Annotated in this window: 25 protein-coding genes; 19 read left to right on the plus strand and 6 right to left on the minus strand. The window is 60.2% G+C overall.

Annotated features, from left to right (window positions below; all coding sequences use genetic code 11):
* Positions 1-95: 95 nt before the first annotated feature.
* On the plus strand, positions 96-311 hold the full coding sequence (locus tag HU731_RS16270; RefSeq protein ID WP_005783406.1) for a dodecin: 216 nt from the start codon (positions 96-98) through the stop codon (positions 309-311).
* Positions 312-427: 116 nt separating this feature from the next.
* On the plus strand, positions 428-655 hold the full coding sequence (locus tag HU731_RS16275) for a DUF1161 domain-containing protein (RefSeq protein WP_186607466.1): 228 nt from the start codon (positions 428-430) through the stop codon (positions 653-655).
* A gap of 58 nt (positions 656-713) precedes the next feature.
* Here the strand turns inward: HU731_RS16275 and HU731_RS16280 are convergent, their stop codons facing one another.
* A complete protein-coding gene (locus HU731_RS16280; RefSeq protein WP_034129211.1) occupies positions 714-1,715 on the minus strand; it encodes an LLM class flavin-dependent oxidoreductase in 1,002 nt (333 codons plus the stop codon).
* Between the two features lie 220 nt (positions 1,716-1,935).
* Here HU731_RS16280 and HU731_RS16285 point away from each other — a divergent pair, with 220 nt between their 5' ends.
* Together HU731_RS16285 and HU731_RS16290 are read left to right on the plus strand one after the other, a co-directional pair.
* On the plus strand, positions 1,936-2,367 hold the full coding sequence (locus HU731_RS16285) for an OsmC family protein (RefSeq protein WP_003187311.1): 432 nt from the start codon (positions 1,936-1,938) through the stop codon (positions 2,365-2,367).
* A gap of 212 nt (positions 2,368-2,579) precedes the next feature.
* A complete protein-coding gene (locus tag HU731_RS16290) occupies positions 2,580-2,819 on the plus strand; it encodes a DUF1161 domain-containing protein (RefSeq protein ID WP_003187312.1) in 240 nt (79 codons plus the stop codon).
* Between the two features lies 1 nt (position 2,820).
* Here HU731_RS16290 and HU731_RS16295 read toward each other — a convergent pair whose 3' ends face one another.
* Positions 2,821-3,243: a PA0061/PA0062 family lipoprotein gene (locus HU731_RS16295; protein WP_186607465.1), complete on the minus strand. Its 423-nt coding sequence runs from the start codon at positions 3,241-3,243 to the stop codon at positions 2,821-2,823.
* A gap of 110 nt (positions 3,244-3,353) precedes the next feature.
* On the opposite strand from HU731_RS16295, the gene HU731_RS16300 reads away from it, so the two are divergent.
* Positions 3,354-4,397, plus strand: a complete 1,044-nt coding sequence (locus tag HU731_RS16300) for an aminopeptidase (RefSeq protein WP_186607464.1) — start codon at positions 3,354-3,356, stop codon at positions 4,395-4,397.
* A 95-nt stretch (positions 4,398-4,492) separates the two neighbouring features.
* Here HU731_RS16300 and HU731_RS16305 read toward each other — a convergent pair whose 3' ends face one another.
* Together HU731_RS16305 and HU731_RS16310 are read right to left on the minus strand one after the other, a co-directional pair.
* A complete protein-coding gene (locus tag HU731_RS16305) occupies positions 4,493-5,152 on the minus strand; it encodes an HAD family hydrolase (protein ID WP_186607463.1) in 660 nt (219 codons plus the stop codon).
* Positions 5,149-5,691, minus strand: coding sequence for a gamma carbonic anhydrase family protein (locus HU731_RS16310; protein WP_186607462.1), 543 nt, complete (start codon positions 5,689-5,691; stop codon positions 5,149-5,151). Before HU731_RS16310 ends, HU731_RS16305 begins: the two co-directional genes overlap by 4 nt.
* 101 nt (positions 5,692-5,792) lie before the next feature.
* On the opposite strand from HU731_RS16310, the gene prlC reads away from it, so the two are divergent.
* The 8 genes from prlC (at position 5,793) to HU731_RS16350 (ending at position 15,996) form a co-directional block, all read left to right on the plus strand.
* On the plus strand, positions 5,793-7,844 hold the full coding sequence (gene prlC / locus HU731_RS16315; protein WP_186607461.1) for an oligopeptidase A: 2,052 nt from the start codon (positions 5,793-5,795) through the stop codon (positions 7,842-7,844).
* Positions 7,841-8,116 carry a YheV family putative zinc ribbon protein gene (locus HU731_RS16320; RefSeq protein WP_105225283.1) on the plus strand — a complete coding sequence of 92 codons (276 nt, stop codon included), beginning with the start codon at positions 7,841-7,843 and terminating at the stop codon, positions 8,114-8,116. The genes prlC and HU731_RS16320 overlap by 4 nt, the downstream gene beginning before the upstream one ends.
* Positions 8,117-8,418: 302 nt before the next feature.
* On the plus strand, positions 8,419-9,171 hold the full coding sequence (locus HU731_RS16325; RefSeq protein WP_003187325.1) for a gluconate 2-dehydrogenase subunit 3 family protein: 753 nt from the start codon (positions 8,419-8,421) through the stop codon (positions 9,169-9,171).
* Between the two features lie 2 nt (positions 9,172-9,173).
* Positions 9,174-10,958 carry a GMC family oxidoreductase gene (locus HU731_RS16330; RefSeq protein ID WP_186607460.1) on the plus strand — a complete coding sequence of 595 codons (1,785 nt, stop codon included), beginning with the start codon at positions 9,174-9,176 and terminating at the stop codon, positions 10,956-10,958.
* Positions 10,959-10,970: 12 nt separating this feature from the next.
* Entirely contained in the window at positions 10,971-12,269 is a 1,299-nt protein-coding gene (locus tag HU731_RS16335) for a cytochrome c (protein WP_186607459.1), read from the plus strand.
* Positions 12,270-12,351: 82 nt separating this feature from the next.
* Positions 12,352-13,410 carry a PA0069 family radical SAM protein gene (locus HU731_RS16340; protein ID WP_186607458.1) on the plus strand — a complete coding sequence of 353 codons (1,059 nt, stop codon included), beginning with the start codon at positions 12,352-12,354 and terminating at the stop codon, positions 13,408-13,410.
* A gap of 228 nt (positions 13,411-13,638) precedes the next feature.
* Positions 13,639-14,370 (plus strand): carbonic anhydrase, encoded by a 732-nt coding sequence (locus HU731_RS16345; protein ID WP_003187331.1) that lies wholly within the window; start codon positions 13,639-13,641, stop codon positions 14,368-14,370.
* A gap of 84 nt (positions 14,371-14,454) precedes the next feature.
* The gene (locus HU731_RS16350) at positions 14,455-15,996 is read left to right on the plus strand and encodes a SulP family inorganic anion transporter (RefSeq protein WP_186607457.1); all 1,542 of its coding nucleotides are present in this window, start codon (positions 14,455-14,457) and stop codon (positions 15,994-15,996) included.
* A gap of 156 nt (positions 15,997-16,152) precedes the next feature.
* Here the strand turns inward: HU731_RS16350 and HU731_RS16355 are convergent, their stop codons facing one another.
* Positions 16,153-16,800, minus strand: a complete 648-nt coding sequence (locus tag HU731_RS16355; protein ID WP_186607456.1) for a hypothetical protein — start codon at positions 16,798-16,800, stop codon at positions 16,153-16,155.
* 369 nt (positions 16,801-17,169) lie between these two features.
* Between HU731_RS16355 and coxB the strand changes: the two genes are divergently transcribed.
* The 4 genes from coxB to HU731_RS16375 all read left to right on the plus strand — a co-directional run bounded on the left by coxB (position 17,170) and on the right by HU731_RS16375 (position 21,561).
* Complete coding sequence (gene coxB, locus HU731_RS16360) at positions 17,170-18,297, plus strand: cytochrome c oxidase subunit II (RefSeq protein WP_186607455.1); 1,128 nt, start codon at positions 17,170-17,172, stop codon at positions 18,295-18,297.
* Positions 18,298-18,355: 58 nt separating this feature from the next.
* Positions 18,356-19,939 (plus strand): cytochrome c oxidase subunit I, encoded by a 1,584-nt coding sequence (ctaD, locus tag HU731_RS16365; RefSeq protein ID WP_186607454.1) that lies wholly within the window; start codon positions 18,356-18,358, stop codon positions 19,937-19,939.
* A gap of 147 nt (positions 19,940-20,086) precedes the next feature.
* Complete coding sequence (locus HU731_RS16370) at positions 20,087-20,638, plus strand: cytochrome c oxidase assembly protein (protein WP_003187340.1); 552 nt, start codon at positions 20,087-20,089, stop codon at positions 20,636-20,638.
* Positions 20,639-20,673: 35 nt separating this feature from the next.
* A complete protein-coding gene (locus tag HU731_RS16375; RefSeq protein WP_003187344.1) occupies positions 20,674-21,561 on the plus strand; it encodes a cytochrome c oxidase subunit 3 in 888 nt (295 codons plus the stop codon).
* Between the two features lie 6 nt (positions 21,562-21,567).
* On the opposite strand, the gene HU731_RS16380 is transcribed toward HU731_RS16375, so the two are convergent.
* Complete coding sequence (locus tag HU731_RS16380) at positions 21,568-21,771, minus strand: twin transmembrane helix small protein (RefSeq protein WP_003187345.1); 204 nt, start codon at positions 21,769-21,771, stop codon at positions 21,568-21,570.
* A gap of 32 nt (positions 21,772-21,803) precedes the next feature.
* Between HU731_RS16380 and HU731_RS16385 the strand changes: the two genes are divergently transcribed.
* Both HU731_RS16385 and HU731_RS16390 read left to right on the plus strand, forming a co-directional pair.
* The gene (locus tag HU731_RS16385; protein ID WP_186607453.1) at positions 21,804-22,568 is read left to right on the plus strand and encodes an SURF1 family protein; all 765 of its coding nucleotides are present in this window, start codon (positions 21,804-21,806) and stop codon (positions 22,566-22,568) included.
* On the plus strand, positions 22,534-23,118 hold the full coding sequence (locus HU731_RS16390) for a PA_0111/PP_0108 family redox-active disulfide protein (RefSeq protein WP_044270269.1): 585 nt from the start codon (positions 22,534-22,536) through the stop codon (positions 23,116-23,118). Before HU731_RS16385 ends, HU731_RS16390 begins: the two co-directional genes overlap by 35 nt.
* The last annotated feature ends 6 nt before the right edge of the window (positions 23,119-23,124 follow it).

A 23,124-nucleotide genomic window follows, 5' to 3' on the forward strand; every position in this document is an offset into this window, starting at 1 on the left:
GTGCAGTAATTCTGAACTTTCGCCTCCCAACGGTCGCCTGAAGCAGTACGCACATTCGCTGCTAGTCTTGATTGACGACCTATAGGAGAAACGCCATGAGTGATCATCACACGTACAAGAAAGTCGAACTGGTAGGCTCTTCCACCACCAGCATCGAAGACGCGATCAACAATGCCCTGGCCGAAGCCAACAAAAGCATCAAGCATCTGGAGTGGTTTGAGGTGACCGAAACCCGTGGTCACATCAAGGATGGCAAGGCTGCGCACTTCCAGGTCACGCTCAAAGTCGGATTCCGCATTGCCAGTAGTTGATCGGCAGAGTTGAACTTTGCCCGCTGGCCGATTGCCATAACCTGCGCTACAAACAACGGGTGCCGACGCGATGAGCGTCGGCACGCTCTTTTTGATCAGCGCAAGGAAAGTAACGGATGAAGACGTTTCTGTTGGCGGTAGGGTTGTTGAGCATTGCGGGTACCGCTATGGCGGCGGGCAAGCCTTGTGAAGAGCTGAAAAGCGAAATTGCCGCGAAAATCGACGCCAAGGGTGCTTCGGGGTATTCGCTGGAAGTGGTGTACAAAGGCGCTGTGCCAAGTGACCACACAGTGGTTGGCACCTGCGAAGGTGGTACCAAGGAAATTGCCTACAAGCGCGGTTAATCGCGTGTTGTGGACATAAAAAACCGACGCAAGTGCGTCGGTTTTTTTCGCCTGGATTTCAGCCCTTCATCACTTGTGCAAGCAGCTCGTAGGAATGAATCCGATCGGCGTGCTCATACAGGTCACTGGTAAAAATCAGCTCATCGGCGCCGGTCTGCTCGATCAACACCTCCAGCTTGCCGCGAATCTTCGCCGGGCTGCCCACCATGGCCAGGCCGAGGAAGCTGCCCACCGCGTCTTTTTCATGGGGCAACCACAGGCCGTCCATGGTTTTGACTGGAGGCCGCTGCACCAGGCTCTGGCCGCGCATCAACGCGAGGATACGCTGGTACACCGAGGTGGCCAGGTAATCGGCCTGCTCATCGGTGTCGGCCGCCACCAGCGGAATGCCGAGCATCACGTAGGGCTTATCCAACACGGCCGAAGGCTTGAAGTGATTGCGATACACGCGAATCGCCTCATGCATCAAGCGCGGTGCGAAATGCGAAGCGAAGGCGTAAGGCAAGCCGCGCTCGCCGGCCAGTTGCGCGCTGAACAGGCTCGAACCCAGCAGCCACACCGGCACATTGGTGCCGGTGCCTGGCACGGCGATAACCCGCTGGTCGGGCGTACGCGGGCCCAGGTAGGCCATCAGCTCGGCCACATCTTCGGGGAAGTCATCGGCACTGCCGGAGCGTTCACGGCGCAGGGCGCGGGCGGTCATCTGGTCGGAACCCGGCGCGCGCCCCAGGCCCAGGTCAATACGGCCAGGGTAAAGGCTTTCCAGGGTGCCGAACTGCTCGGCGATCACCAGTGGCGCGTGGTTTGGCAACATCACCCCGCCGGAACCCACGCGAATGGTCGAGGTGCCGCCCGCCAGGTAACCGAGCAGCACCGAGGTGGCCGAACTGGCGATGCCGTCCATATTGTGGTGCTCAGCTACCCAGAAACGGTGGTAGCCGAACTTCTCCACATGCTGGGCCAGGTCCAGGGAATTGCGCAGCGACTGCGCCGGGCTGCCGTTGGCGCGTACGGGCACCAGGTCGAGGGTCGAAAATTTTACGTCGGACAGCGATTTCATAAGCCTGCTTCTCCAATAGGGCGCACAGGCTTTTGTAAACCAGCCAAAACCTGCCGCTGCATGTGCATGTTCTATGCAATGAGGGCATATACCCGAGATTCAATAGGAGGCTCTGAAATTTCCTACTGGATTGCTAGGTTTTTCCGACAAGATGAACTTTGCCGGGGCGTCTATCCTCAGAACCCTTACCGACGCAAAACCACCGTTCGAGGAGAAAGCTATGAGTATCGTAAAAAAGGCATCCGCGCATTGGGAAGGCGACCTGAAAACTGGCCTGGGCTCCATTTCCACCGAAACCGGCGTGCTGCGCGAAGCGCCCTACGGCTTCAAGGCCCGCTTCGAGGGCGGCAAGGGTACCAACCCTGAAGAGTTGATCGGCGCAGCTCACGCCGGCTGTTTCTCCATGGCGTTTTCCATGATTCTCGGCGACGCCGGGCTCAAGGCTGACAGCATCGACACCCAGGCCGAAGTGACTCTGGACCAGGTCGAGGGCGGCTTTGCGATTACAGCAGTGCATCTGATCCTGAAGGCCAAAATCCCAGGCGCAAGCCAGGCGCAGTTCGATGAACTGAGCAAAAAGGCCAAGGAAGGGTGCCCGGTGTCCAAGGTGCTGAATGCGACCATCACCTTGGATGCCACGCTGGTCAACTGACACGGCAGTCATCTTATGTGGGAGCGGGCTTGCTCGCGAATGCGGTGGATCAGCCGATATCTTCGGTGACTGACACTGCGTATTCGCGGGCAAGCCCGCTCCCACATTTTTAGTTCTGCGTTAAATCAGAACTCGTGTTTGCAAAATGTGGTCGAATAGCCCATGCAGCCTAGGCGCACACTCGTGCGCAGCGCATTCAGGGAGCTCCACACATGAAACGTTTTGCCTTGGCAATCATCTGCGGTGTATTGGCCACTTCGGCCGTGGCCGCGCCAAAAGATTGTGAAGAGCTCAGGAAAGAAATCGAAGTGAAGATCCAGGCCAAGGCGATTCCGTCCTACACCCTGGAAATCATCACCGCCGAAGAAGCCAAGAACCATGACGAAGCCATGATTGTCGGTTCGTGCGAAAACGGCACCAAGCGCATCATCTATCAAAAGAACAACGACTGACTCAGATGCAATTCACGCTGCGCTCTTCGGCCAATAACTGGCGGGCGGAGTCGTACAGCCGGATGTTGGGCGTGAACGCCAGTGAGCGCCCTTCCAGCACATAGCGCTGGCCGGCCTGAAAGTGGTCGTACTGCAGCGTCATGAAGCAGGTGCGATACATCATCTGGCTGAGGCCACCCAGGCCGCCGCCGGCGGGCACTTCAAAGTCAAAGCGCACCATCAGCTCGTGAGGGCCGGGAGGCATTTGAAAAAAGCGCCCGTCGTCGAGGTTTTTCCCGTCCAGGCGCTGAGCCATCACCAACTTGGAGCCCGGCGTCGGAGTGGTGAAATCGACCCAGGCCTGCTGCGGGTCCGCAGGGGGGATGGGGGTAGAGGCGCAAGCGCTGAGGAACACAGCGGCGACGGGAAGCACAAGCTGGCGCATGGCAGGTACTCAACACGAAGAGAGGCTTGAGTATAAACACGCCACGCCGTGGAAAAATCCCCTGCAAGCGCGATAGTCTGGCGAACCCATCATCCAGGAGCAGTCAGTGCATGATCAGGCGTTTTCTTCCAGGGCTGATGGTTGCGCTGCTCAGCGGCTGCTCCAGTGTCAGTTATTACAGCCAGTTGGCGAGCGGCCAGTGGCACCTGTTGCGGGCCCGGGAGCCGGTTGCCGAGGTGATCGCCGACCCTGCTCGCCCGCCAGTGCTGCGCGAGCATCTGGCTCAAGCGCAGAAAGCCCGAACCTTTGCCAGTGAACACCTGCATCTGCCTGATAACCAAAGTTACCGGCTGTATGCCGATATCGGCCGACCCTATGTGGTCTGGAATGTGTTTGCCACGCAGGAATTTTCTCTGTCACCCCAGAACCATTGCTTTCCCATCGCCGGTTGCGTCGCCTATCGCGGCTACTACAACCAAGGTGCGGCGCGGGGCGAAGCGGCACTTTTGCGGCAACAGGGCATGGATGTGTCGATCGGTGGCGTGGAGGCCTATTCCACGCTGGGCTGGTTCAACGACCCGATCATGAGTTCGATGATGAGCTGGGGCGATGAGCGCCTCGCCACGCTGATCTTCCATGAGCTGGCCCACCAGCGCTTCTACGTGAAGGACGACACCGAGTTCAACGAGTCCTATGCCAGTTTTGTCGAGCAGGAAGGCACCCGACAATGGCGTGCGGCGCGGGGCCTGGCGCCTGTCGGCGATGCGGCGTTGAAGCAGCGTGACCAATTTATCCGGCTGATTCTCGATACCCGTAAACGCCTGGAGGCGTTGTACGCGCAGCCGTTGGCCGCGGACGCGATGCGCCGGGCCAAAGCGGCGCAATTTGCGCAGTTGCGCAGCGAATACCGGCACCTGCGCGATAGCCAATGGGAGGGTGACAAGCGTTATGACGCCTGGATCAACCAGCCGATGAACAATGCCCGACTGTTGCCGTTTGGGTTGTATGACCAATGGGTGCCGGCGTTTGCGGCGTTGTTTGCGCAGGAAGGTGGGGATTGGGTGAGGTTTTATGCGGCGGTGGAGCGGTTGGGCGGGTTGCCTGTGGAGCAGCGTAAAGCGGCGTTGAGGCAGTTGGAGAAGGTTGGCCGTTAGGGCCTCATCGCAGGCAAGCCAGCTCCCACAGTGGACCGATTTTCAACGTGAGAATGCGGTCAACTGTGGGAGCTGGCTTGCCTGCGAAAGCGCTCTTAAGACCGCTGCAAAAACGCCTGGTGCATCTGCGCCAACGTCTCGAAATGCCAGGTCGGCGCCTCGGCATTCAGCTCTTCAAAACTCCCAAACCCATACCCCACGGCGGCCGAGTCCAGCCCATTGCTGCGTGCCCCGATCAGGTCATGCTTGCGATCACCGATCATCAAGGTGGTGGCCGGGTCTAGCCGTTCCTCCCGCATCAAATGCGCGATCAACTCGACCTTGTTGGTGCGTGTGCCGTCCAGCTCGCTGCCGTAGATCAGCTTGAAGTGCTTGGCAAAGTCGAAATACCGCGCAATCTCGCGGGCAAATTCCCACGGTTTGGAGGTGGCGACGTACAGCTGGCGCCCTTGGCTGTTCAGCTCTTCCAATAACGGCATGACGCCGTCGAATACGCGGTTTTCATACAGGCCGGTAACCTTGAAGCGCTCACGGTAGAAATTCACCGCCTCCCATGCCTTGGCCTCGTCGAAGGCGTAAAACTGCATGAACGCCTGCAACAAGGGCGGGCCGATGAAGTGTTCGAGCTTGGTCAGGTCGGGCTCATCAATGCCCAGTTTGGCCAGCGCGTACTGGATCGAACGGGTAATGCCCTCGCGTGGGTCGGTGAGGGTGCCGTCCAGGTCGAACAGGACGGTGGGGTGATGCAGGGTCATTGATCGAATCCTTCAGCCAGATGCAGGTCTTTGAGCTTCACGTAGTTCCCGGCGCTGTAGGTGAAAAAGGCGCGTTCTTTGTCAGTCAGTGCCCGAACCTGCTTAACCGGGCTACCCACATACAAAAAACCACTGTCGAGTTTCTTGCCTGGCGGCACCAGGCTGCCGGCGCCGATGATCACGTCGTCTTCGACCACGGCGCCATCCATCACGATACTGCCCATGCCGATCAGGACGCGGTTACCCACGGTGCAGCCATGCAGCATGACCTTATGGGCGATGGTCACATCGTCGCCGATCAGCAACGGGAAACCATCAGGATTGAACGGCCCGGCATGGGTAATGTGCAGCACGCAGCCGTCTTGCACGCTGGTGCGCGCACCGATGCGGATGCGGTGCATGTCGCCGCGAATCACTGTCAGCGGCCAAACCGAGCTGTCAGTGCCGATTTCGACATCGCCGATCACCACCGCCGAAATATCGACAAACGCCCCGGCGCCGAGGGTTGGCGTGTGGTTCTGATAGGTGCGAAGGGTCACGATAGCCTCTCTCTCTTCTGCTGATAGCTGCGGTGGGTGTTGATTGTAATTAAGATGGCCCCATCTTTGTTCTACATGTTTCTTCAGCCAAGGTGCCCACCGTGAGCGCGAACAACCCTCTTTTGCAGTCCTACGACCTGCCGCCGTTCTCGGCGATCCGTGCCGAGCACGTGCAGCCGGCCATCGAACAGACCCTCGCCGACAACCGCGTGGCAATCGCAGAGATCCTGCAAAGCCAGGGTAAAAATCCGACGTGGGCGGGCCTGGTCCTGGCCATGGACGAACTCAATGATCGCCTCGGTGCGGCCTGGAGCCCGGTCAGCCACCTCAATGCCGTGTGCAACAGCGCCGAACTGCGCGAAGCCTACGAGGCGTGCCTGCCGGCATTGAGCGCCTACTCCACCGAAATGGGCCAGAACCGTGAGCTGTTCCAGGCCTTCGAAGCCCTGGCCAACAGCCCGGAAGCCGCCGGTTTCGATGTGGCGCAAAAAACCATTCTGGAACACTCCCTGCGTGACTTCCGTCTGTCGGGCATCGACTTGCCGCCGGAGCAGCAAAAGCGCTACGCCGAGGTGCAGAGCAAGCTGTCTGAGTTGGGCAGCAAGTTCTCCAACCAGTTGCTGGACGCCACCCAGGCCTGGACCAAGCACGTCACTGATGAGGCGACACTTGCCGGCCTGACCGATTCGGCCAAGGCGCAAATGGCTGTCGCCGCCCAGGCCAAGGGCCTTGATGGCTGGCTGATCACGTTGGAATTCCCCAGCTACTATGCCGTCATGACCTACGCCCAGGACCGTGCCCTGCGTGAAGAGGTGTACGCCGCCTACTGCACCCGTGCGTCGGACCAAGGCCCGAATGCCGGTCAGAACGATAACGGCCCGGTGATGGAACAGATCCTCGACCTGCGTCAGGAACTGGCCCAGTTGTTGGGGTATGCGTCGTTCTCCGAGCTGAGCCTGGCCACCAAGATGGCCGAATCCAGCGACCAGGTGCTGAGCTTCCTGCGTGACCTGGCCAAGCGCAGCAAGCCGTTTGCCGCCCAGGACCTGCAACAGCTCAAGGCCTATGCCGCCGAGCAAGGCTGCCCTGATCTGCAAAGCTGGGACAGCGGTTTCTACGGCGAAAAACTGCGAGAGCAGCGTTACAGCGTTTCCCAGGAAGCCTTGCGCGCCTACTTCCCCATCGACAAAGTGCTGGGCGGCCTGTTTGCCATTGTGCAGCGCCTGTACGGCATCGAGATCGCTGAGCTCAAAGGCTTCGACACCTGGCACCCGGATGTTCGTTTGTTCGAAATCAAGGAAAACGGCGAGCACGTCGGGCGTTTCTTCTTCGACCTGTACGCCCGCGCCAACAAGCGTGGCGGTGCCTGGATGGATGGCGCCCGTGACCGCCGCCGTACCGTTGATGGCGTGCTGCAAAGCCCCGTTGCGAACCTGGTGTGCAACTTCACCCCGGCCGACAGCGGCAAGCCTGCCCTGCTGACCCACGATGAAGTCACCACCCTGTTCCACGAATTCGGCCATGGCCTGCATCACCTGCTCACCCGCGTGGAACATGCCGGCGTATCCGGTATCAACGGTGTGGCGTGGGACGCGGTGGAACTGCCGAGCCAATTCATGGAGAACTGGTGCTGGGAGCCTGAAGGCCTGGCGCTGATCTCCGGCCACTACGAAACCGGCGAGCCACTGCCCCAGGACCTGCTGGAGAAAATGCTCGCGGCGAAAAACTTCCAGTCCGGCCTGATGATGGTGCGTCAGCTGGAGTTCTCGCTGTTCGACTTTGAACTGCACGCCACCCATGGCGATGGTCGCAGCGTGGCCCAGGTGCTGGAAGGCGTGCGTAATGAAGTCTCGGTGATGCGCCCACCGGCCTACAACCGCTTCCCCAACAGCTTCGCGCACATCTTCGCCGGCGGTTATGCGGCGGGTTACTACAGCTACAAGTGGGCCGAAGTGCTGTCGGCGGACGCGTTCTCCAAGTTCGAGGAAGACGGCGTGCTCAATGCCCAGACCGGGCGTGCGTTCCGTGAAGCCATCCTGGCGCGTGGCGGTTCCCAGGCGCCGATGGTGCTGTTCGTCGACTTCCGCGGACGCGCGCCGTCGATTGACGCACTCTTGCGCCACAGCGGCCTGAGTGAGGACGCAGCAGCATGAGTGAAGGGCCTGTGATCACCAAAAAGCAATTTATCGCCGGGGCTGTCTGCCCGGCGTGCAGCGAGCCGGACAAGTTGAAGATGTGGACCGAAGACAGCGTGCCGCACCGCGAATGCGTGGCCTGTGGGTATACCGATACGCTGAATGATCAAGGCCTGTCGGTGCCCAAGGAATTGGGCACAAGGGTCAATACCTCCGCGTTGAAAGCGCCGGCGGACCCTAAAGTGCAGGCAGTGCAGTTCTTCCCGAACCCGAAGCTCAAGAAAGTCTAACGCTCGTACGCAGTCTGAAAATGTGGGAGCGGGCTTGCTCGCGAAGGCGGTATGTCAGTTATGGAGGATTGACTGACCCACCGCCTTCGCGAGCGAGCCCGCTCCCACTTTTTTTGACCGCGTTTTGCCTCATATCCCAGCAGAATTGTTTCTGGGAATGATTAGCCTGCTATCATTTGTAACTGCTGATTACCGTTGCGGGCTATCCTTTGCATCGGTTGGATCCAATTCGCTTCCCAAAAAAGACAAGCCACTCTCCAGAAGCGGCTGCCAAACCCGTGACCACATGATGAGGTGTACCTATGTCTGATCAAGATCAAGACAACCCCCGGCGTGACTTTTTACGCAAATCCTTGACCTTGATCCCGGTGGTCACGGTTGCCAGCACCGGCCTTGGCGGTTCGATGCTGATGGCCACGCCGGAACCGGCCCAGGCCGAGCCGGCCAAGCCTGCGGTCAGCGATAAAGCCTACGAGCCAAGCTATTTCACGGCCGAGGAATGGGCGTTTATCAACGCCGCCGTCGAGCGCTTGATTCCCGCTGACGCCCAGGGCCCGGGTGCCTTGGAAGCCGGCGCGCCGGAATACATCGACCGCCAGATGAACACCCCTTACGCCAGTGGCGCCCTGTGGTTCATGCAAGGCCCGTTCAACGCCGATGCGGCGCCGGAGATGGGCTGGCAGAGCAAATTAGTGCCCAAGGAGATCTATCGCCTGGGTATTGCTGCGACGGATGCGTGGTCGAAAGCGTTCAACGGTAAAGCTTTTGCTGCGCAAGACAGCGCTACCCGAGACGATATGCTTAGGCGTCTGGAGGCTGGCGGCAGCGAAGTGGCGGCGCATTTCGATGCCGTGCCGCCCAAGATGTTCTTCAACCTTTTGCTGCAAAACACCAAGGAAGGCTTCTTCTGCGACCCTATCCACGGCGGTAATAAAGGCATGGTCGGCTGGACCATGATCGGCTTTCCCGGCGCCCGCGCCGACTTCATGGATTGGGTGGAACGCAACGAGCAATACCCCTTCCCGGCTGTTTCCATTCGCGGCGAGAGGGCATAAACGTGGCGACCATCATGAAGAAAGTGGATGCAGTGATTGTGGGCTTCGGCTGGACCGGCGCGATCATGGCCAAGGAGCTGACGGAAGCGGGCCTCAACGTGGTAGCGCTGGAGCGCGGCCCGATGCAGGACACTTACCCAGACGGCAACTATCCCCAGGTCATCGACGAATTGACCTACAGCGTGCGTAAGAAGCTGTTCCAGGACATCTCCAAAGAAACGGTGACCATTCGCCACAGCGTAAATGACGTCGCCCTGCCCAATCGTCAGTTGGGCGCATTCCTACCGGGAAATGGCGTTGGTGGTGCGGGGCTGCACTGGTCGGGTGTGCATTTTCGCGTCGACCCGATCGAGCTGCGCATGCGCAGCCATTATGAAGAGCGCTACGGCAAAACCTTCATTCCCAAGGACATGACCATCCAGGACTTCGGCGTCAGCTATGAAGAGCTGGAGCCGTTTTTCGACTATGCAGAAAAAGTCTTTGGCACCTCCGGCCAAGCCTGGACGGTCAAGGGCCAACTGGTTGGCGAAGGCCGTGGCGGCAACCCCTACGCGCCGGATCGTTCCAACCCGTTTCCGCTTGAGGCGCAGAAAAATACCGTCTCCGCCCAGCTGTTTCAGAAAGCGGCGACCGACGTAGGTTACAAACCTTACAACCTGCCGTCGGCCAACACGTCGGGGCCGTACACCAACCCCTACGGTGCGCAGATGGGCCCGTGCAACTTCTGCGGCTTTTGCAGTGGCTACGTGTGCTACATGTACTCCAAGGCCTCGCCGAACGTGAACATCCTGCCGGCCCTGCGCCAGGTGCCGAACTTCGAGCTGCGGCCCAATTCCCACGTGCTTAAGGTCAACCTCGACAGCACCAAGCAGAAAGCCACCGGCGTGACCTACATCGACGCCCAGGGCCGTGAATGCGAACAGCCGGCGGACCTGGTGATTCTTGGCGCCTTCCAGTTCCATAACGTGCGCCTGATGCTGCTGTCCGGCATCGGCAAACCCTACGACCCGATTACCAACGAGGGTGTGGTAGGCAGGAACTTCGCCTACCAGAACATGGGCACCATCAAGGCGTTCTTCGACAAGGACACCCACACCAACAACTTTATCGGCGCGGGCGGCAATGGCGTGGCCATCGACGACTTCAACGCCGACAACTTTGACCACGGCCCTCACGGCTTCGTGGGTGGCTCGCCGATGTGGGTCAACCAGGCCGGCAGCCGGCCGATTGCCGGTACGTCCAACCCACCGGGCACCCCGGCCTGGGGCAGCGCCTGGAAGCGCGCCACCGCCGATTACTACACCCATCAGGTCTCCATGGACTCCCACGGTGCCCATCAGTCCTACCGCAGCAACTACCTGGACCTGGACCCGGTTTACCGCGATGCCTACGGCCTGCCGCTGCTGCGCATGACCTTCGACTGGCAAGAAAACGACATCAAGATGAACCGCTTCATGATGGAAAAAATGGGCAAAGTGGCCCAGGCCATGAACCCCAAGGCCATCGCCGTGCTGGGTAAAAAGGTCGGTGAGCATTTCAATACCGCCTCCTACCAGACCACCCACCTCAACGGTGGCGCGATCATGGGTACCGACCCGAAGACGAGCGCGTTGAACCGTTACTTGCAGAGCTGGGATGTGCACAACGTATTTGTCCCCGGTGCTTCCGCGTTCCCACAAGGTTTGGGCTATAACCCGACCGGCCTGGTGGCAGCGTTGACCTATTGGTCGGCTCGAGCGATTCGCGAGCAGTACCTCAAAAACCCCGGCCCACTGGTTCAGGCATAAGGAGCGATGACCATGAAAGCACTCGTTATCGCCTCTCTGGCGCTGTTCAGCAGTTGCTCGATCAGCGCCGCCGAAACCGACTTGATCAAGCAGGGCGAGTACCTGGCGCGTGCCGGTGACTGTGTCGCCTGCCATACCGCCAAGGGTGGCAAGCCCTTCGCTGGTGGCCTGCCGATGGAAACCCCGATTGGCGTGATCTATTCCACCAACATCACCCCGGACAAGACCGGCCTGGGCGACTACAGCTTCGAGGACTTCGACAAGGCCGTGCGCCATGGCGTCGCCAAGAACGGTAGTACGCTTTACCCGGCGATGCCCTACCCTTCTTACGCGCGCGTCAGCGACAGCGATATGCAAGCGTTGTATGCGTACTTCATGAAGGGGGTCGAACCGGTCGCCCAAGAAAACAAGGACAGCGATATTCCCTGGCCCCTGAGCATGCGTTGGCCGTTGGCGGCCTGGCGCTGGATGTTTGCCCCGGCAGTCGAGGCGCATCAGCCGCAAGCCGCTGCCGACCCGGTGATTGATCGCGGCGCCTACCTGGTGGAGGGTCTCGGACATTGCGGCGCCTGCCATACGCCGCGTGCCCTGACCATGCAGGAAAAAGCCCTGAGTGCCACGGACGGCAGCGCCTTCCTGTCTGGCAGTGCGCCGTTGGAAGGCTGGATTGCCAAAAGCCTGCGCGGCGACCACAAGGATGGCCTCGGCAGCTGGAGCGAAGAGCAGTTGGTGCAGTTCCTCAAGACCGGTCGCAGCGACCGCAGTGCGGTGTTCGGCGGCATGAGTGATGTGGTCGTGCACAGCATGCAGTACATGTCCCAAGAGGACCTGACCGCTATCGCCCATTACCTCAAAAGCCTGCCGGCGGTGGATCCCAAGGACCAGCCGCACCAGTACGACAAGCAGGTAGCGCAAGCGCTGTGGAAGGGCGATGACAGCAAGCCGGGTGCGTCGGTGTATATCGACAACTGCGCGGCCTGCCACCGTACCGACGGCCATGGCTATATGCGGGTATTCCCGGCGCTGGCGGGCAACCCGGTGTTGCAGACGGCAGACGCCACGTCGTTGATCAACATTGTGTTGAACGGCGGCACCTTGCCGGCCACCCATGCGGCGCCGTCCACCTTCACCATGCCAGCGTTCGCCTGGCGTCTGTCGGATCAGGAAGTGGCGGATGTGGTGAGTTTTATCCGTGGCAGCTGGGGCAACCAGGGCGCGCCGGTCAAGGCGAGCGATGTAGCGGATCTGCGCAAAAACGATCTGCACACCACCTCGGGCGATGATTTGGGCCAGGTGACGCAAAAGCACTGATAAGTTCGCTGGCCGCCCAACGGCACTGGTCAGAAACCTCGCGCCTCGATACTGTATATAAAAACAGTATCGAGGCGTTTTCATGTCTACTGCGCTGCCGCCCCGTGGCCGGGGTACGGCCACCAACCTGCATAACCGGTTTGCACCCACCGTCAGCGTGGCCGAGGACGACGGTTGGTATCAGGAAGTGCCGCCGACCCAAGGCACTGAAGTGCGTATCGAAACGGCCAAGACCATCATCACCCGCAACAATTCGCCGGACTTGCCCTTTGATCGGTCAATCAATCCGTATCGCGGTTGTGAACATGGGTGCATCTACTGCTATGCGCGGCCCAGCCATGCCTATTGGGACATGTCGCCCGGGCTGGATTTTGAAACCAAATTAATTGCCAAGAGCAACGCGGCCGATGTGCTGGAACAGCAGCTGTCGAAGCCGGGCTACGTGTGCGCGCCGATCAACCTTGGCTCCAATACCGATCCGTACCAGCCGATCGAGCGTGAATACCGGATCACCCGGCAAACCCTTGAAGTACTGCTGCGCTACCGCCACCCGGTGACCATCATCACCAAGGGCTCGCTGATCCTGCGCGACCTCGACCTGTTGACCGAGTTGGCCCGCCAGCGCCTGGTGGCGGTGATGATCAGCCTCACCAGCCTGGACGATGAGCTCAAGCGCATCCTGGAACCGCGCACGGCAGCGCCCAAGGCGCGGCTGCGGGCGGTTCGGGTGATGCGCGACGCGGGCATTCCGGTGGGCGTGCTGTGCTCGCCGATGATCCCGATGATCAACGACAGTGAACTGGAGAGCCTGCTTACCGAAGCTCACGCGGCCGGCGCACAAAGCGCGGCGTATATGATGCTGCGCCTGCCGTTGGAGGTGGCGCCGTTGTTCGAGGAGTGGCTGGCGGCCCATTACCCGCAGCGTGCAGCCCATGTGATGAGCCTGGTGCGCCAGGTGCGCGGGGGTGAGGTGTATGACAGCCGGTTTGGCGTGCGCATGCGCGGTGAGGGGCCGTTTGCCGATTTGCTGGCGCAGCGTTTCAGCAAGGCTATCAAGCGCCTGGGGCTGAATCGGCGGGAAGGGTTCAACCTCGATTGCACAGCGTTTTGCCCACCGGGCAGGCAGATGGCTTTGTTGTAGACTGATGGGGAGACGTGCACCTTTGCTGTAGGAATAGTCGCGTTTTGACATCACTGAAACCCGCGTTCTAGAGCGGTTCATTCAGTTTGAGTTAAGTTTCGGCGGTTACCTTGTTCAGCGAGTGACTGATGAGTCGGCGGCCTGGCCGGTGTGTGTTTTACAACTATTTCACCGCCATGGCGTCGAACTGACCTGAACCCTCCCCTGCATTGATCAAGAGGATGAATCATGAGTGACAAGGATAAACAGCCGTTGGCTGCGTCGGCTTCAGCCCCTCAGGTGGCGGAATCCGCCGATGCAGCGCTGCAGCATATCGTTGACGGCTTTTTGCATTTCCATCACGACGTCTTCCCCCAGCAGGAAGAACTCTTCAAGAAACTCGCCACTGCCCAGAGCCCACGGGCAATGTTCATCACCTGCGCCGACTCGCGCATCGTGCCCGAGCTGATCACCCAGAGCTCCCCAGGCGACCTGTTCGTGACCCGTAACGTCGGTAACGTGGTGCCGCCCTACGGCCAGATGAACGGCGGTGTTTCCACGGCTATCGAATACGCCGTGCTCGCCCTTGGCGTACAGCACATCATTGTGTGCGGGCATTCGGACTGCGGCGCCATGCGTGCCGTGCTCAACCCCGACAGCCTGGAAAAGATGCCGACGGTCAAAGCCTGGCTGCGTCACGCCGAGGTCGCCAAGACCATGGTCCATGACAACTGTGACTGCGCCAACGAAGGCGAGAGCATGGCGGTGCTGACCGAAGAAAACGTCATCGCCCAACTGCAACACTTGCGCACCCACCCTTCCGTGGCTTCGCGCATGGCCAATGGTCATTTGTTTATCCATGGTTGGATCTACAACATCGAGACCAGCGAAATTCGGGCCTACGATGCGGACAAAGCGGCGTTCCGACCGCTGAACGGCACCGAGCCGATCCCTTCAGCGACGCCTAAAGCGCGCTTCTAAACACTTCCCTGCCGGGTAATGCGGTGGCTGCCATGGATGCAGCCAGGCTTTACCGCGCCCGGCGAATGCCTCGGGAGAGTCATCATGCGTGCTGCTCAATTGAAAGCTGTATTGCCACGGGAGCTGCTCGCCTCGGTGGTTGTTTTTCTGGTCGCCTTGCCACTGTGCATGGGCATTGCAATTGCGTCCGGCATGCCGCCGGCCAAGGGCCTGATCACAGGCATCATCGGCGGCCTGGTGGTGGGCTGGCTGGCCGGCTCGCCGCTGCAGGTCAGCGGCCCGGCGGCGGGTCTGGCGGTGTTGGTGTTCGAGCTGGTGCGCCAGCACGGCATGTTGATGCTGGGGCCGATCCTGTTGCTGGCTGGCTTCCTGCAACTGGTAGCGGGGCGTTTGCGCCTGGGCTGCTGGTTTCGCGTCACCGCGCCGGCGGTGGTCTACGGCATGTTGGCCGGGATTGGCGTGTTGATCGTGTTGTCGCAGATCCATGTGATGCTCGACGGCGCGCCCAAGCCGTCAGGGCTGGATAACCTGGCAGGCTTCCCGGCAGCGCTGGCTGAAGCGATTCCTACCTTCGGCGGCGGGCTCGGTTGGCAGGCTGGCGTACTCGGCTTGTCGACGATGTTGGTGATGTACCTGTGGGACAAATTCCGCCCGCAACCACTACGGTTTGTGCCGGGTGCGTTGCTTGGCGTGGGCCTGGCGACTGTCGCCAGCCTGGTGCTGGCGTTGCAGGTCAAGCGCGTGGAGGTCCCGGAAAACCTTGCGGACGCTATCGACTGGCTGCGCCCCAGCGACCTGCTGAACCTGGCTGATCCACAGTTGCTGATCGCGGCATTCGCCGTGGCGTTTATTGCCAGTGCCGAAACCCTGCTGTCTGCCGCCGCAGTGGACCGCATGCACAGTGGTCAACGTTCCGATTTCGATAAGGAATTGTCGGCCCAGGGGGTGGGTAACATGCTCTGCGGCCTGGTGGGTGCATTGCCAATGACCGGTGTGATCGTGCGCAGTTCGGCTAACGTCCAGGCGGGTGCTACCACGCGTCTGTCGGCGATGTTCCATGGCCTGTGGCTGCTGGGCTTTGTGCTCTTGCTGTCGAGCGTGCTGCAAAGCATTCCGGTCGCGAGCCTGGCGGGGGTGTTGGTGTACACCGGCATCAAGCTGGTGGACGTCAAGGCGTTCAAGGCGCTGGGGCGCTACGGGCGGATGCCGATGTTCACCTACGCGGCCACGGCACTGGCAATCATTTTTACCGACTTGCTGACCGGCGTGCTGGTGGGCTTTGGGCTCACATTGGTGAAGCTGGCGTTCAAGGCATCGCGCCTGAAAGTCAGCCTGATCGACCTGCCTCAGGAAGGAGAGATGGAGCTGCGTTTGACGGGGGCGGCGACCTTTCTGAAGGTGCCAGCGTTGACTCAGGTGTTGTCGGCAGTACCTGCTGGGACCACCTTGCATGTGCCGCTGAGTAACTTGAGTTACATCGACCACTCTTGCCTGGAGTTGCTGGAAGAATGGGGCCGGGCCAATGCGGCCAAGGGCTCGACGTTGGTGATCGAGGCGCGTGGGTTGAAGCGTCGGCTGGAAGGTCGGGTGCGGACGACAGTGGGGATCGGCTCAGCGCCTGCCTGAACAGCACAACACCCGGTTCTTTGTAGGAGCGAGCTTGCTCGCGAAAAACGCTAACGATAACGCGTGCTTGCTGAATAAACGCGGCGTCTGTGAGTTTTTCGCGAGCAAGCTCGCTCCTACAAAAAGCTTGTCCAGCTCCCCTGTTGGAGCTGTGACTTATGCAGGCTGATCCAGCGACAGCTCAACCCCAAGCTGGCGCGACAGGCACGGCCAGCGCTTCCAGGACGCTTCGGTCTGCGGGCTCTTGAGCTGTTCGCGATAGGCCTCGACCGACTCCAGCGCAAAGCTGTCCTCGTTAAGCATCTCATCCACCGCCAGGTGCACAGCCTCATCCAATTGGTTGGCGAAGTCTTCACCGATCAGTCGATGGGCGATCACGTTGGCCACGGTGGTATCCGCTGGGATCAACGGCTGGCCGAAATGCTTGATGTACAGATCGTTCACTTCTTCGACCAGGCGATGCGCCAGGTAGGCCTCATCCAGCAGGCCATCAAGGCCGTCGTGGCCGGCCAGGATCGCGGGCGGTTGCAGGAAGAAATGTTCAGCGATTTTCAGTACAGGCTTGATCTGGCTTTCAATCCCGGCCTCACGGGCCACGTCATTGGCGGCGTCGAGCAAATCAGGAACCAGGTCGATGTAAGCGGTCACAAAACGCGTCATGACGATGTTGCGATCGCCTTCAGCCAGTGAAATCGACGAGTGCAGGTGCGGCAATTGTTGTTCCAGCTGAATGGCAAGCTGGCCGGTGCTGGCTTCGTGTTGATGGGCACGGGAAATCTGCTCGCGCAATGCGGCGGTGTTCATGAGGGCTCCAGTGAAGCAGGCGTAGGAAAAGGGAGAAGATAAGGTAGTTCGTTTATACGAGCGCCTAAGACGCATTTGTCATAATTATTTCATGGTTATAGGCAGGGGTTATATCGAAATGCCATCGTTCGTCGGATAAACGATTCCGCCGCCCATTTTACGGGCTCCGTCTGTCTGTTTCTATTCATTTGCCCCCACACATTGCGGGGTTGCTAGGGCTGTCTATACTCGATTTTGTACGCAATTAGCTGATGACGCCCAACTGCATGGCGCAGGCAAGGCTTGGCGGTTGTAAGCAGTATGGAAGCCGCTCCCTTCGCCGCAGGTGCAAACCGGCGGGATAACAAGAAACATAAAGGGGAACCCGCAATGACGCGACATCCACACGTTTGGATGGGCCTCCTGTTGTGGTCGGTATTCGGCCGGGCGCACGCCGCCTGGACTACGAATATGGCGCCAGGGGCTACTGAAGTCAGCCACGCTGTGTTTGACCTGCACATGACCATTTTCTGGATCTGTGTGGTGATCGGCATCGTCGTGTTTGGCGCGATGTTCTGGTCGATGATCCTGCACCGTCGGTCCACGGGCCAGGTAGCGGCCAAGTTCCACGAAAGCACCACCGTGGAAATCCTCTGGACCGTGGTGCCCTTGCTGATTCTGGTGGCCATGGCCATTCCGGCCACCAAGACCCTGATCAACATCTACGACAGCAGTGAATCGGATATCGATATCCAGGTCACCGGCTATCAGTGGAAGTGGCATTACAAATACCTGGGTCAGGACGTGGAGTTCTTCAGCAACCTGGCCACGCCCGCCGAGCAGATCCATAACCAGGCTACCAAGGGCGAACACTACCTGTTGGAAGTCGACCAGCCGCTGGTATTGCCGGTGGGCGCCAAGGTGCGCTTTCTGGTGACCGCCGCCGATGTGATCCACTCCTGGTGGGTGCCGGCCTTTGCGGTAAAGCGCGACGCTATCCCTGGCTTCGTCAACGAGGCCTGGACTCGCGTCGAGAAGCCCGGCATCTACCGTGGTCAGTGCGCCGAACTGTGTGGCAAGGACCATGGCTTCATGCCCATCGTGGTTGAGGTCAAGTCCAAGGCTGACTACGACACCTGGCTGGGTGAGCGCAAGGAGGAGGCCGCGAAGCTCAAGGAGTTGACCTCCAAGGAGTGGACGCTGGACGAACTGGTGGCCCGAGGTGACAAGGTCTATCACACCACCTGCGTGGCCTGTCACCAGGCCGAGGGCCAAGGCTTGCCGCCGATGTTCCCGGCGCTCAAGGGCTCGAAAATCGCCACGGGGCCGGCCAAAGACCATCTGAGCATTGTGTATCACGGCAAGCCCGGCACCGCGATGGCCGCCTTCGGCAAGCAGCTCTCTGAAGTGGATATCGCCGCCGTGGTGACCTATGAGCGTAACGCCTGGGGCAATAACAAAGGCGACATGGTCACGCCCAAAGACGTGCTGGCTCTGAAACAGGCCCAAAGCAAATGACGACTTTCATTGCCAATGCCCTGAATCGCCCCGCTCACTCGCTTGCAGGAGAACGGCCATGAGCACTGTGATCGACCATGGTCATGCCGACCATGCCCACGGCCCCGCCAAAGGCTTGATGCGCTGGGTGCTGACCACCAACCACAAAGACATCGGCACGATGTACCTGTGGTTTGCCTTCACCATGTTCCTGCTCGGTGGCTCGTTTGCCATGGTGATCCGCGCCGAGCTGTTTCAGCCAGGCCTGCAGATCGTGCAACCGGAGTTCTTCAACCAGATGACCACCATGCACGGCCTGATCATGGTGTTCGGCGCGGTGATGCCGGCGTTCGTCGGCCTGGCCAACTGGATGATCCCGCTGATGATCGGCGCGCCGGACATGGCCCTGCCGCGCATGAACAACTTCAGTTTCTGGCTGCTGCCGGCGGCGTTCCTGCTGCTGGTGTCCACCTTGTTCAGCCCCGGCGGCGGGCCGAATTTCGGCTGGACCTTCTACGCCCCGCTCTCCACCACCTATGCGCCGGAAAGTGTGACGTTCTTTATCTTTGCCATTCACCTGATGGGCATCAGTTCGATCATGGGCGCGATCAACGTGGTCGCCACCATCCTCAACCTGCGCGCGCCGGGCATGACCCTGATGAAAATGCCGCTGTTCGTGTGGACCTGGCTGATCACCGCGTTCCTGCTGATCGCGGTGATGCCGGTGCTGGCGGGCTGCGTGACCATGATGCTGATGGATATCCACTTTGGCACCAGCTTCTTCAGCGCGGCCGGTGGTGGCGATCCAGTGCTGTTCCAGCATGTGTTCTGGTTCTTCGGCCATCCCGAGGTGTACATCATGATCCTGCCGGCCTTTGGCGCCGTCAGCTCGATCATCCCGACCTTCTCGCGCAAGCCGCTGTTCGGTTACACCTCGATGGTCTACGCCACCGCGAGCATCGCGTTCCTGTCGTTCATCGTGTGGGCGCACCACATGTTCGTGGTGGGCATTCCGTTGGTGGGTGAGCTGTTCTTCATGTACGCCACCCTGCTGATCGCCGTGCCCACCGGGGTGAAGGTGTTCAATTGGGTGAGCACCATGTGGCAAGGCTCACTGACGTTCGAGACGCCGATGTTGTTTGCGGTGGCCTTTGTGATCCTGTTCACCATCGGCGGCTTTTCTGGGCTGATGCTGGCAATTGCCCCGGCGGACTTTCAGTACCACGACACCTACTTCGTGGTGGCGCATTTCCATTACGTACTGGTGCCCGGCGCGATCTTCGGGATCTTCGCCTCGGCCTACTACTGGCTGCCGAAATGGACCGGCCACATGTACGACGAAACCCTGGGAAAACTGCATTTCTGGTTGTCTTTCGTGGGCATGAACATGGCGTTCTTCCCCATGCACTTCGTAGGGCTGGCCGGTATGCCGCGGCGGGTACCGGACTACAACCTGCAGTTCGCTGACTTCAACATGGTCTCGTCCATCGGTGCCTTCATGTTCGGCGCCACGCAGATTTTCTTCCTGTTCATTGTCATCAAATGCATCCGTGGCGGCCCGCCTGCGCCGGCCAAGCCGTGGGATGGCGCCGAAGGCCTGGAATGGAGCGTGCCCTCGCCGGCGCCGTATCACACGTTTACAACGCCGCCGGAGGTCAAATGAACAGACTGTTGCGTTGCGAACCGGGTCAGTGTGGGAGCGGGCTCGCTCGCGAAGACGGTGTGTCTGTCAACGTTTTCGTTGGCTATGAAACCGCTTTCGCGAGCAAGCCCGCTCCCACATTGACCGAGTTCGGCTTGGGTGGGCGTCATGGCTGACTCCGTACCGCTCAAGCGCCTGGTCACCCGCCTGCTGATTTTGGTGTTGGCGATGTTCGCCTTCGGCTTTGCCCTGGTGCCGATCTATGACGTGATGTGCAAGGCATTCGGCATCAACGGCAAGACCGCCGGGCAGTACGAAGGTGAGCAAATGGTCGACCCCTCGCGCCAGGTGCGGGTGCAGTTCCTGTCCACCAACGCCATCGACATGGTCTGGGAATTTCATTCCAAGGCCGATGAGATTGTGGTCAACCCCGGTGCGGTCAACGAGATGCTGTTCGTGGCCTACAACCCCACCGATAAGCCGATGACCGCCCAGGCGATACCCAGCATTTCCCCGGCCGAAGCCGCGATGTACTTCCACAAGACCGAATGCTTTTGCTTCACCCAGCAAGTGTTGCAGCCCGGTGAGCGCATTGAGATGCCCGTACGTTTCATCGTCGACCGCGCGATGCCCAAGGATGTGAAGCATTTGACCCTGGCGTACACGCTGTTCGATATCACTGCGCGCCAGCCGCCCGTGGCCGTCAGGACCGGGGGCTAGCTACTGTTTGCCCCCTCAATCAGGAGAGCGAATACATGTCGACTCATGATACGTACTACGTACCAGCGCAAAGCAAATGGCCGATAATTGCCACGATTGGCCTGCTAGTCACCGTGTATGGCCTGGCCGTGTGGTTCAACGACTTGAAGGCCGCGCGCCCCGAATCCCACGGGCCGTGGATCTTTTTTGTGGGCGGTTTGTTACTGGCCTACATGCTGTTTGGCTGGTTTGGCGCGGTGATCAAGGAAAGTCGCGCCGGGCTGTACAGCGCGCAGATGGACCGCTCGTTCCGCTGGGGCATGACGTGGTTCATCTTTTCGGAAGTGATGTTCTTCATCGCCTTTTTTGGTGCGCTGTTCTACGTGCGTGTCTGGGCTGGGCCTTGGTTGGCGGGCGAAGGGCCCAAGGGCATTGCCCATATGCTGTGGCCGAACTTTGAGTTTGCCTGGCCCCTGCTGAACAACCCCGACCCCAAGCTCTACCCAGCGCCCAAAGGCACCATCAGCCCCTGGGGCCTGCCATTGGTCAACACCATCCTGCTGGTGAGTTCCAGCGTGACCATCACCATTGCCCACCATGCCCTGCGCAAAGGCCATCGTGGTGCGCTGAAACTCTGGCTGGCGATCACCGTGCTGCTGGGCCTGGCGTTTCTCGGGTTCCAGGCTGAGGAATACATCCACGCCTATAAAGAGTTGGGCCTCACCCTGGGCTCAGGTGTGTACGGCGCGACGTTCTTTATGCTCACCGGCTTTCACGGCGCCCACGTGACCATTGGCACCATTATTTTGTTTGTGATGCTGATGCGCATCCTGCGCGGGCATTTCAATGCCGAGCACCAGTTCGGTTTCGAGGCGGCCAGTTGGTATTGGCACTTTGTGGACGTGGTGTGGATCGGGCTGTTTTTCTTCGTGTATGTGCTGTGACGCCGCTTACCACGGCGCATGAGAGACCAGTTGGCCGCTGAAAAAGCCCCAGGCGATCAAGCCCACGGTGATCACGGCCAGCGTGACACGTACGGTCAAGGCAGTGACGAGGCGGTTGGAGTTGCCCTCGTCCTTGACCAGGAAGAACAAGCCACTGAACAGGCTCACGACGGTCGCGATCAGCATCAGGGCAATGGCGGCTTTGAGCATGGTCTGGCTCCGGGCTTATTGAAGGAGGGGCGATGAGATCGAGTATAGCCAGTGCCCTGCAACGCTTTCGTCCGGGCATCGCGCCGACGCTGGTGGTGCTGGTGTTGCTGCCATTGATGGTGGGCCTGGGGTTCTGGCAACTGGCCCGTGGGCACGAAAAGCAACTGCTGGTAGACCGTTATGCCGAGCGCCGCGCGGCTGAGCCGGTCAGCAGTGCGCAGCTCAATGACATGGCTGATCCGGCCTTCCGTCGCGTTCATCTTCGCGGGCAACTGGATGGCGAACACAGCGTATTGCTGGATAACCGCATGCGTGACGGCAAGGCCGGCGTCGAGTTGCTGCAACCCTTCCATGACCAGGCCAGCGGCCAGTGGCTGTTGCTCAATCGCGGCTGGCTGCCCTGGCCGGACCGGCGTATCGCGCCCGCCTTTACTACCCCTGAACAGACGCTGAACCTCGACGCCTGGGTGTACGTGGCCCCTGGCGAGACCTTCCAATTGCATGCCGACCCCGCCAGCACGCAGTGGCCGCGCCTGCTGACCGCACTGCACCCCGCCGCGCTGTGGGACGAACTGGGGCGCAGTGGTTTTGCTTATGAGCTGCGTGCCGAAGCGGGCCCCGGTACCTACGAAACCCACTGGCCCATCGTCGCCATGGGCCCGGAAAAACACCTGGCCTACGCCGTGCAATGGTTCGCCATGGCCGTGGCGTTGCTGGCGCTTTACCTCTACCTCGGATGGCATAACAAAAAGGAGAAGCCCCATGGGAGCGGCCATGAATCCACCCAGCACATCTGACACCCCTGATCGGCGCAAGGGTCGCTGGCAGCTGATTTTGATCCTGATGATGGTGATCGGCCCGATGGCGCTGGCCACCTTTATGTACAAATTGCAGTTCTGGGTGCCAGACAGCCGCAGCTACCACGGCGAACTGATCGGCAACGGCCAGACCCGCGCCGACATCGGCGTGCAGGCCGATGAACAGCGCTGGCAACTGCTGGTCACCGCCCCCACCGCCTGCGCTGCCGATTGCCAGCAACTGGTGTACCTGGCGCGCCAGCTGCAGATCAGCCTTGGCCGTGATGCATCCCGTGCCAGCCATGCCCTGGCCGGCGCGCAGCCGTTGAGCCGCGAATACGAGGCCAAGCTCAAGGCTGAATATCCACAGCTGCAGCGCTACCCGCTGGATGTGTCGACCTTTGCCAGGAACGCTGCCGCACCCGGCGATGCGCAACTGTGGATCGTCGACCCTCACGGCAATCTGGTGCTGCGCTACGACGCCAAGGTCAAGGGCAAGGACTTGCTCAACGACCTGCGCCTGCTGTTGAAACTGTCGAACATCGGATAAGGGCAC

The sequence above is a fragment of the Pseudomonas salmasensis genome (genome assembly GCF_014268375.2).
GTDB classification, from domain to species: domain Bacteria; phylum Pseudomonadota; class Gammaproteobacteria; order Pseudomonadales; family Pseudomonadaceae; genus Aquipseudomonas; species Aquipseudomonas salmasensis.

Excerpts from the sequence above, each read along its gene's own strand:
- HU731_RS16270 (WP_005783406.1), top strand. The coding sequence starts at position 96 with ATGAGTGATCATCACACGTACAAGAAAGTCGAACTGGTAGGCTCTTCC.
- HU731_RS16275 (WP_186607466.1), top strand. The coding sequence starts at position 428 with ATGAAGACGTTTCTGTTGGCGGTAGGGTTGTTGAGCATTGCGGGTACC.
- HU731_RS16280 (WP_034129211.1), bottom strand. The coding sequence starts at position 1,715 with ATGAAATCGCTGTCCGACGTAAAATTTTCGACCCTCGACCTGGTGCCC.
- HU731_RS16285 (WP_003187311.1), top strand. The coding sequence starts at position 1,936 with ATGAGTATCGTAAAAAAGGCATCCGCGCATTGGGAAGGCGACCTGAAA.
- HU731_RS16290 (WP_003187312.1), top strand. The coding sequence starts at position 2,580 with ATGAAACGTTTTGCCTTGGCAATCATCTGCGGTGTATTGGCCACTTCG.
- HU731_RS16295 (WP_186607465.1), bottom strand. The coding sequence starts at position 3,243 with ATGCGCCAGCTTGTGCTTCCCGTCGCCGCTGTGTTCCTCAGCGCTTGC.
- HU731_RS16300 (WP_186607464.1), top strand. The coding sequence starts at position 3,354 with ATGATCAGGCGTTTTCTTCCAGGGCTGATGGTTGCGCTGCTCAGCGGC.
- HU731_RS16305 (WP_186607463.1), bottom strand. The coding sequence starts at position 5,152 with ATGACCCTGCATCACCCCACCGTCCTGTTCGACCTGGACGGCACCCTC.
- HU731_RS16320 (WP_105225283.1), top strand. The coding sequence starts at position 7,841 with ATGAGTGAAGGGCCTGTGATCACCAAAAAGCAATTTATCGCCGGGGCT.
- HU731_RS16325 (WP_003187325.1), top strand. The coding sequence starts at position 8,419 with ATGTCTGATCAAGATCAAGACAACCCCCGGCGTGACTTTTTACGCAAA.
- HU731_RS16335 (WP_186607459.1), top strand. The coding sequence starts at position 10,971 with ATGAAAGCACTCGTTATCGCCTCTCTGGCGCTGTTCAGCAGTTGCTCG.
- HU731_RS16340 (WP_186607458.1), top strand. The coding sequence starts at position 12,352 with ATGTCTACTGCGCTGCCGCCCCGTGGCCGGGGTACGGCCACCAACCTG.
- HU731_RS16345 (WP_003187331.1), top strand. The coding sequence starts at position 13,639 with ATGAGTGACAAGGATAAACAGCCGTTGGCTGCGTCGGCTTCAGCCCCT.
- HU731_RS16350 (WP_186607457.1), top strand. The coding sequence starts at position 14,455 with ATGCGTGCTGCTCAATTGAAAGCTGTATTGCCACGGGAGCTGCTCGCC.
- HU731_RS16355 (WP_186607456.1), bottom strand. The coding sequence starts at position 16,800 with ATGAACACCGCCGCATTGCGCGAGCAGATTTCCCGTGCCCATCAACAC.
- coxB (WP_186607455.1), top strand. The coding sequence starts at position 17,170 with ATGACGCGACATCCACACGTTTGGATGGGCCTCCTGTTGTGGTCGGTA.
- ctaD (WP_186607454.1), top strand. The coding sequence starts at position 18,356 with ATGAGCACTGTGATCGACCATGGTCATGCCGACCATGCCCACGGCCCC.
- HU731_RS16370 (WP_003187340.1), top strand. The coding sequence starts at position 20,087 with ATGGCTGACTCCGTACCGCTCAAGCGCCTGGTCACCCGCCTGCTGATT.
- HU731_RS16375 (WP_003187344.1), top strand. The coding sequence starts at position 20,674 with ATGTCGACTCATGATACGTACTACGTACCAGCGCAAAGCAAATGGCCG.
- HU731_RS16380 (WP_003187345.1), bottom strand. The coding sequence starts at position 21,771 with ATGCTCAAAGCCGCCATTGCCCTGATGCTGATCGCGACCGTCGTGAGC.
- HU731_RS16385 (WP_186607453.1), top strand. The coding sequence starts at position 21,804 with ATGAGATCGAGTATAGCCAGTGCCCTGCAACGCTTTCGTCCGGGCATC.
- HU731_RS16390 (WP_044270269.1), top strand. The coding sequence starts at position 22,534 with ATGGGAGCGGCCATGAATCCACCCAGCACATCTGACACCCCTGATCGG.